This window comes from Actinomadura sp. SCN-SB (assembly GCF_043906805.1).
GTDB lineage: Bacteria > Actinomycetota > Actinomycetes > Streptosporangiales > Streptosporangiaceae > Spirillospora.
This window is the reverse complement of sequence record NZ_JBIMPP010000128.1, coordinates 1-7,496: the sequence shown is the minus strand read 5'-3', so window position 1 is coordinate 7,496 and position 7,496 is coordinate 1. Positions and strand designations below refer to the sequence as shown.

Sequence of the window (7,496 nt, the reverse complement as noted above, 5' to 3'; positions counted from 1 at the left end):
CGCACACTGCAGTCCCTCCAAGCAGCGACACCGCACAGCCCGCCAGGGCACGCTGGATCTGCTGGGGCGGCGCAGCAGATCCCCGGCCACACCTGGCAGGAGCGCTGGGATGCCACCGGATACGCCGACGGGCGAGGCACCCAGATTGCCGACCTCGGCGGAGACAGCCGGGGGGACGCGGGCCCACTCGGCGTCGTCATTGTCGCCGATGGGGTGTGGCCCATGCCGACGCGGGGTGGGGTGCCGGTGTTGATCAGGTCATCGGGTTCCAGGACCATGAACCGGCTCAGGTGGTGGACGGTGAAGGGGTCGGAGATCATCGTCTTGGTGTTGCCGTTCTGGCGGTGGACCCCGTTGGCCTCGAACCACAACCCGATCGAGTCGACGATCGCGATCTGCCGCGACCACGCGACCAACGTCCAGAACCGGCGCGACGGCAGATGGCGCTGCGCTGGTGCGCGGCCGGGATGAACGAAGCCGCCAAGCGGTTCCACCGCGTCAACGGCTTCATGCACCTGCCGAAGCTACGCGCCGCGCTCGAACGGCATGCCGCCGACCAGCCTCGTCCGCGACCCGAGCCGGCACGGGCCGGATCATCCCTGTGCTTTGTTCGCCAGGCGCTCCCACTGTTTCCATTCCGCGATCCGCCGCTCGTAGATGCCGTAGACGATGTCCGGTGCGGCAGCCCCGAAAAGCACCCGCAGTGGAGGCTCGTCCGTGTCCACTATCTCCAGCAGAGCCTCGGCCGCCGCATCTGGATCACCCGGGGGTTGTGCGCTTCGGCGAGCGGCGGCCCCCGCGCGTACACCGTCGTATTCGGGGAGAGCCCTGGAGCGTCGGGCCGACGCTCCTGCCCAGTCGGTGGCGAAGCCGCCCGGCTCGATCAGGGTCACCTTGATGCCGAAGGCGGCCACTTCCAGCGAGAGCGACTCGCTGATGCCTTCGAGTGCCCATTTGGAGGCGTGGTAGGCGCCCAGGTTCGTGAAGGCCCCCACGCCTCCGATCGTGGAAACCTGCACGATATGGCCGCTTCCCTGGGCGCGCATGATGGGAATCGCCGCCTGAGTCACCCAGACCGCGCCGAACAGATTGGTCTCCAGTTGCTTGCGGAGCTCCTCTTCGGAGAGCTCCTCGACCATGCCGAAATGTCCGTACCCGGCGTTGTTGACGACCACGTCGAGTCGTCCGAACTCCGCCTGGGCGCGCAGGACCGCTTCGGTGGCGGCGCCGCGATCCGTCACATCGAGCCTGACCGGGAGGAGGTCGGTGGTGTACTTGGCCGCCAACTCGTCGAGTGTTACGAGGTCGCGCGCGGTCGCGGCCACGCGGTCGCCGCGTTCCAGGGCGGCGGTGGCGAACGCTCGCCCGAAGCCTCGGGACGCGCCAGTGATGAACCAGGTCTTGCTCATGTGCCGTCCTTCGTCGAGAGGCCCGTCAGCGCTGGGCGACGGGCGGAGAACGATTTCGGTGACGTCGGCCTCGACGGGCTGGCCGAGGGCGTAGGCGATGGCCTTCGCGACGTCCTCGGGACCGATCGACGCGGACGCATGGCCTCGGCCGCGAACGGGCCTCGGCGAGGTGACCATCCGCCGTCAGGTCTCCGGCGAGCGCTTTGATCCGGTCGGTGCGGCGGGCGGTGAGGATGACGCCGGTGACCCGCGGTCACGAGCGGGCGGGCAGTGACCGACCCGATGCCACTGCTCACGCCGGCCACCAGGACGACTTTCCCTTCGGGTGTCCGTGCATGGTCCGAGACTCGGCCATGCGCTCACCTCCCGGCAGGCCGCCGTGTGCCTGGGAGTCACGCACCCACCCTCGGTGGCCCGTTTCCACCTAACCTGAAAGCGTGATCGAACGGCCCCTTGGAGACTTTCTGCGGACCAGGCGGGCGCGCGTACGTCCCGAGGACGCCGGCCTGGCCGCGGGGCCACGGCGGCGGGTGCGGGGACTGCGGCGTGAGGAGGTCGCGCTGCTGGCCGGCGTGAGCGTGGACTATTACATGCGGCTGGAGCAGGGCCGGGAGCGGAACCCATCACCGCAGGTGCTGGACGCGCTGGGGACCGTCCTGCGCCTCGACGAGGATGCCTGCTCGCATCTCTTCCGGCTCGCCGGTCTGGGCCCGCGGCCTGCCCGATCCAGCCCGGAGCGGGTGGATCCGCAGTTGTTGCAGCTGTTGGACGGCTGGCCGAACAACCCCGCTCTCGTTCTCGGCAAGGCCTACGACGTCCTGGCCGGGAACCGGCTCGGCTACGCGCTCTTCGAGGGGTTCCGCGGCGGGGCGAACCTGTTGTTCAAGCTGTTCCTCGATCCGGATGCGCGCTCGTTCTACGCGGACTGGAAGACCGCCGCGGTCAACACCATCGCCGGGTTCCGGCTGCTGCAGGGGCAGGACCCGCACCATCCGCGCGTACGAGAAGTGCTCGGCTCGATGCTGGAACGCAGCCCGGAGTTCGCCGAGCTTTGGCGACGCAACGACGCACGCGGCAAACGAGCCGAGGTCAAGACCTTCCGCCACCGCGATGTCGGCGAACTCACGCTGCGTATGCAGGCCTTCGACGTCCAGGCCGCGCCCGGACAACAACTCGTCGTCTACCACGCCGAGCCCGGCTCCCCCAGCGCCGACGCCCTCGCCCTGCTGGGCACGCTGGCCGCCACCGCCGGCCAATAGCGAGATCACGATCTTCCCTTTCGGGCATGCCCATGGTGCGGGGACTCGATGTTCGCCAGTTGGTAGGTATAGGTGATCCGTGCGACGCCGGCACACCCGCGTCCACGGCCATCCCGGCGTGCGCCATGAGCGCCCGGGTACGGTCAGGCGCACCACCAGACAGGCGGGCCAGCACCGGACGATCTCCGATACACCGAACCAAGCGCAACGGCGATCGCCCCGTCATCTCAGAGTCGGCGTCCCGCATCGTCCACCCACGCGCGCTCGGCCAGATCGAGCAGGGCGGCGGCATCGAACGGGGACCGGTCATGGCGGGACATGGGGGACCCCTGGGTAGCTCGCCCGCGTAGGTCTCGCTCATCCCCGACGTGGGATGGCGAGCCCAGACTTGGAGGTTCTGCACCGTCACGATCGAGGCCCGAGCCCATCCCGCGGCGACGTTGGATGCGGGATCTGCGGCTTCAGGAGTCGCTGCTCACAAAGGCGTTCAACGTGTCGACACCGAGCCTCCAGGTGAGGGTCAGATGCTGCTTGAGCATCCGCCACCCCTCCTCGGTGCGGATGAACTCCCAGTCGTATGATCCGCCCATGTCGAAGTGTTCGCCGGGCGCCGAGCTGTCGGCGATACCGGCGAAGAACATGTAGCCCACGCCGGTGGCGCGGTCGCCGTCGACCTCGAAGTGCATGTTGTGCAGGTAGTGCATCATCGCCGCGTAGGGGGCTTCGGCGTTCACGACGGTGTCACGAATCGTGTCGCGACCGCGGCGTACCACGCCTTCGCGTCGCCGGACCCGCGCGCAAGCCGAGCTGGCCATCACCCTGCAGGCTATCGAGCTGGTAGAGAGGCAGTAGTGACCCCTAAAAGATGCTTCGAGCCACCGTAGTGATGGCCGCCGAAACCTGCCCAATCGCGATGTGCTGCCACGTTCTCCAGGTCTTCGAATAGGGATTCCACGTGGCGCAACGGTCACGAAGCATGGGTTTGCCGGTAGGGGTGCCGCCGCCGGCTTCGGAGGGCTGGTCGGTCGCCGACCAGCCCACGTGGTCCGCGCCGCTCTCGACGGCATCGAGGCCAGCGCCTTTGAGGTGTACGGCGGTGAGATGACGCTCGGGTGGCACGCTGCCTCGGTGGGCTGACCGGGTCGCTGTACCGGTGTCAGCCAGACAGGGTGATCGGCAAGCGGTTCACCTGTGGCCGGTGCGGTCAGCGTAGCCTCGCTCTCCGGCTCCGAGGCGTGACCAGATCCGGTTGAGGGCGTGCAGGTCGTCGTCGTCGAGGCGGTCGAGGAAGAGTCGGCGCACGTCGGCATGCTGCTGCTTCCATGCCTTGCGCAGAAGGTTGCGCCCATCGGGTGTCAGGACGGCGACGTAGCCGCGTCCGTCCTCGGCCGCACGCCGACGCTCGATGAGCCCGCGGCGCTCCAGCCGATCGGCGAGCCGGGTGAAACCGCCGGTCGACATCAGTCGATTCCTGGCCAGCTCGGACATCCGCATGCCGGAGCGACCGGCTCGGCCGAGCAGGGACAGGACGCTGTACTCGGCCATGCTCACGCCCAGCGGCGCGAGCCCTGCCTCGATCTCACGCCAGATGCGGTCGTGGGCATACAGGAAGCCCTGCCATGCCTCGTGCTCAAGGTCGCTCAGACGTGGAGTCGCCACGTCCGAAGTGTAGCGCGACGGCCGTCCTCGCCACCCGACATACATGTCTGCGCAGGCAGTAAGTCGGGTGGAATATTTGCCTGCGCAGGCATCTTGTTGGGATCGGGACACCGAACGGCGTCCGCACAGGACCGTAAGGAGAGCACGTTGTCCACCACCGTCACCGGCGAGCGATCCCCCTTCGAGATCGGCTTCATGACGTTCGCCGAGATCACCGCCGACCCGGAGACCGGCGCGCTTCCCTCCGCGCACCAGCGCGCCCGGGAGACCATCGAGCAGGCGCGGCTCGCCGACGAGGTCGGGCTCGACCTGTTCGCCGTCGGCGAGCACCACCGCACCGACTTCGTCGGCTCGGCCCCCGCCGTCGTGCTGGCCGCGGCCGCTCAGGCCACCGCGAACATCAGGCTGACCAGCGCGGTCACCGTGCTCAGCTCCGACGACCCGGTGCGCGTCTGGGAACAGTTCGCCACCCTCGACCAGATCTCCGGAGGCCGCGCCGAGATCATCGCCGGCCGCGGCTCCTACACCGAGTCCTTCCCCCTCTTCGGCTATGACCTGGCCGACTACGCCGACCTGTTCCGCGAGAAGCTCGACCTGCTGCTGCGGATCCGCGCGCAGAACCCGATCACCTGGAATGGACGGTTCCGCCCCGAGCTGGACGCCGCCGACGTCGGTCCCCGCGCGATGCAGGAGGAGCTGCCGATCTGGGTCGGCGTCGGAGGAACCCCCGCCTCCGCCATCAGCACCGGCCGGCTCGGCCTCCCCATGGCCATGGCGCTGCTGCTCGGGCCGATCACATCTCACCAGCAGACCATCGACCTGTACCGAGAAGCCGCACGGCAGGCCGGGCACGACCCCGCCACGCTGCGCACCAGCATCAACCTTCACGGCTACGTCGGACGTACGAGCCAGGGCGCCCGCGACACGATGTACCCCTACTTCGCGCAGGGCATGATGGACAACAACCACCAGCGTGGCCGTGGGTTCGCGATGCCGCGGGTCGCCTTCGAAGCCCAGACCTCCCCCAACGCCGGACTCGTCGTCGGCAGCCCGCAGGAGGTCATCGAAAAGCTGCTGGCCTACCACGAGCTCTACGGCCTGGACCGCGCCCTGATCCAGATCGGCTTCGGCGGGATGCCGCAGAAGGACGTCCTCGAGGCGATCGAACTGCTCGGCACCGAGGTCGCCCCCGTCGTACGCCGCGAGGTCGGCTCCCGGAAGGAGCGGGTGGCGTGACTGCAGGCGTGAGCGACCAGCGGGCTCTCAACGGCGGCCGCACCGGCCGTGCCCCCTCCCAGGAGCAGGCACGGACACTGCGGGTGGTGGTCGTCAACGGCAGCCCAAGCGAGAAGTCCAAGACCGTCGGACTGGTCGACGTCGTGCTGCAAACGCTCACCAGCGTGCTCGCCGTCCACGACGTCGCGGTCGAGCACACCCGGATCGACGTCTACCGCCTCGGCCCCGCCTTCACCGGGGCCTTCGAGAGGGAGGGCATCGCCCCTGAGATCGAGGACGCGCTCCGCCTCGCTGAGGAAGCCGACCTGCTCATAGCCGCCACCCCGGTGTTCCGCGGCTCCTATACCGGCCTGTTCAAGCACTTCTTCGATCTGGTCGACCAGTACGCACTCGCGAACAAGCCGGTCTTCCTCGCCGCCACCGGCGGCGGGGATCACCACGCGCTGGTCCTGGAGCACGCCCTTCGCCCGTTGTTCGGGTTCTTCCAAGCGATGACCCTCCCGGTCGCCGTCTTCGCGTCCTCCGGCGATTTCGACGGCACCACGCTCCTCACCCCACGCGTCTACGGTCGCATCCAAATGGCCATCGAGGACGTGAGCGACATCCTCACGCTCGTGGCGACTCGCGGGAGGCCGGCTGACTGACACCAGCCGCGTCACGGCGACCACAAGGGCGATAACCAGGAGAAAGCCATGCCGCACACGCCACTTACCGCCGACAACAGCGCGGTCGTCCTCATCGATCACGAGGTCGGTTTCTCGAACCTCATCGGATCGCACACGATCGCGCTGGCCACAACGGCGAAGCTGTTCAACCTACCGCTGATGTCACCGCGCCCCCGAGGAGGGTCCTCTCTACCCCGAGCCGTACGGCAGGCCGAATTCCAGCCGGGCGAGGTCACCGGCCGCGACCAGGACGCTCAAGACGACCGGGACCGCGAGGCCGAATCGCTGATGCAGGGCGTGCATCGGCGGGAGCGGAGATGACGACGCCGACGTACACAGCGAGAAACCACAGCGGGATCCTGGCCGGCCGAACCGCCATCCCGATCAATTCAGGATCGGCACCGCGGGCTCGTGCCACCATGGCCGCCTCCGCCGCGGCAACGAGAAAGGCCGTGGTCGGGCGGAGCAGCCGGGCGTTCCGTCCCAGCGGCCATTCCCACCACCGCACACCACGTCCCGAGGACGAGGTCAGGGACGCGGCGTTGGCGAAGCCGCCGACCAGGAAGCACATCGGCATGACCTGGACCGATCACGACAGCCCGTGCGCCCATGGGAGAACCTCAAGCGCGTGGACGCCGCCCAGGCAGCTTCCGTCGTACGTCACCGGCGAGGCCAGCCAATGGCCCATCACGATCGCGGCGGCGCGGAGCAGGTCGACCCAGCGGTCCCGTTGCGGCGGCGTACGCTCGGCCGGCCGAAGCAGCCGCCGCGTGTCACCCTTGGCGCCGTCGGACACGATGCCCCTGGACACGGCGACCTCGGAGACGGTGACCAGACCGCCTCGGCCCGTGCGGATTCCAGGCGGTCAAAGCCTTCATTGGCGTGGGCATTGGCCGCCACCTGTCCGGCCTACCCGCATCACGATCGGTGAACGGCGTCTGGCAAGGCGGCTGAGTTCACGTCCAGCCCTTCAAGGACGGCATCGTCGCGCGCGGCTGGGAGGTACGTGGTCGATTCCGCGGTCAACCCGACGACGGCGCAAGCCCGCGGACGAGGCGCTACACCGCGGGGACTGACTTCGACGGCGATCAGGATCCGCACTCCGACACGCCCTGGACGAGGACTCCCTTTTGGCACTGAGATCCGCGTCGGCGACCGTCCGTGCCAGCCCCAACTCCAGCCGCAGGTACCAACTGCTGTGGCTGCGCTCGGCCGCCAGGTGCGGACACCTGCTGCCCATCGCGCGGTCGCCGTTCGGATCCTCTTAA

At 68.6% G+C, this 7,496-nt stretch carries 9 protein-coding genes; 4 read left to right on the top strand and 5 right to left on the bottom strand.

Going from position 1 to position 7,496, the window contains the following annotated elements:
- Both ACGWYJ_RS38285 and ACGWYJ_RS38280 read right to left on the bottom strand, forming a co-directional pair.
- Positions 1-494: fumarylacetoacetate hydrolase family protein (locus tag ACGWYJ_RS38285; protein ID WP_395111545.1), on the bottom strand; the 494-nt coding region annotated here is incomplete at its 3' end.
- A gap of 99 nt (positions 495-593) precedes the next feature.
- Positions 594-1,586: an oxidoreductase gene (locus tag ACGWYJ_RS38280; protein ID WP_395111543.1), complete on the bottom strand. Its 993-nt coding sequence runs from the start codon at positions 1,584-1,586 to the stop codon at positions 594-596.
- A 263-nt stretch (positions 1,587-1,849) separates the two neighbouring features.
- On the opposite strand from ACGWYJ_RS38280, the gene ACGWYJ_RS38275 reads away from it, so the two are divergent.
- A complete protein-coding gene (locus tag ACGWYJ_RS38275; protein WP_395111544.1) occupies positions 1,850-2,668 on the top strand; it encodes a helix-turn-helix transcriptional regulator in 819 nt (272 codons plus the stop codon).
- A gap of 461 nt (positions 2,669-3,129) precedes the next feature.
- Here ACGWYJ_RS38275 and ACGWYJ_RS38270 read toward each other — a convergent pair whose 3' ends face one another.
- Both ACGWYJ_RS38270 and ACGWYJ_RS38265 read right to left on the bottom strand, forming a co-directional pair.
- A complete protein-coding gene (locus ACGWYJ_RS38270) occupies positions 3,130-3,483 on the bottom strand; it encodes a nuclear transport factor 2 family protein (RefSeq protein ID WP_395111541.1) in 354 nt (117 codons plus the stop codon).
- 370 nt (positions 3,484-3,853) lie between these two features.
- Positions 3,854-4,327: a MarR family winged helix-turn-helix transcriptional regulator gene (locus ACGWYJ_RS38265; protein ID WP_395111539.1), complete on the bottom strand. Its 474-nt coding sequence runs from the start codon at positions 4,325-4,327 to the stop codon at positions 3,854-3,856.
- 147 nt (positions 4,328-4,474) lie between these two features.
- Here ACGWYJ_RS38265 and ACGWYJ_RS38260 point away from each other — a divergent pair, with 147 nt between their 5' ends.
- From ACGWYJ_RS38260 to ACGWYJ_RS38250, 3 genes are read left to right on the top strand one after another with little or no spacing between them, the layout of a single operon-like run.
- On the top strand, positions 4,475-5,563 hold the full coding sequence (locus ACGWYJ_RS38260) for an LLM class flavin-dependent oxidoreductase (RefSeq protein ID WP_395111537.1): 1,089 nt from the start codon (positions 4,475-4,477) through the stop codon (positions 5,561-5,563).
- The gene (locus ACGWYJ_RS38255) at positions 5,560-6,207 is read left to right on the top strand and encodes an NAD(P)H-dependent oxidoreductase (RefSeq protein WP_395111535.1); all 648 of its coding nucleotides are present in this window, start codon (positions 5,560-5,562) and stop codon (positions 6,205-6,207) included. Before ACGWYJ_RS38260 ends, ACGWYJ_RS38255 begins: the two co-directional genes overlap by 4 nt.
- A 48-nt stretch (positions 6,208-6,255) precedes the next feature.
- Positions 6,256-6,549, top strand: a complete 294-nt coding sequence (locus ACGWYJ_RS38250; RefSeq protein WP_395111533.1) for a hypothetical protein — start codon at positions 6,256-6,258, stop codon at positions 6,547-6,549.
- 268 nt (positions 6,550-6,817) lie between these two features.
- On the opposite strand, the gene ACGWYJ_RS38245 is transcribed toward ACGWYJ_RS38250, so the two are convergent.
- Positions 6,818-7,039, bottom strand: coding sequence for a hypothetical protein (locus ACGWYJ_RS38245; RefSeq protein ID WP_395111531.1), 222 nt, complete (start codon positions 7,037-7,039; stop codon positions 6,818-6,820).
- Positions 7,040-7,496: the final 457 nt, after the last annotated feature.

Bases quoted from the DNA above. Each gene is read 5' to 3' on its own strand.
- ACGWYJ_RS38280 (WP_395111543.1), bottom strand. From the start codon at position 1,586: ATGGTCACCTCGCCGAGGCCCGTTCGCGGCCGAGGCCATGCGTCCGCG.
- ACGWYJ_RS38270 (WP_395111541.1), bottom strand. From the start codon at position 3,483: ATGGCCAGCTCGGCTTGCGCGCGGGTCCGGCGACGCGAAGGCGTGGTA.
- ACGWYJ_RS38250 (WP_395111533.1), top strand. From the start codon at position 6,256: ATGCCGCACACGCCACTTACCGCCGACAACAGCGCGGTCGTCCTCATC.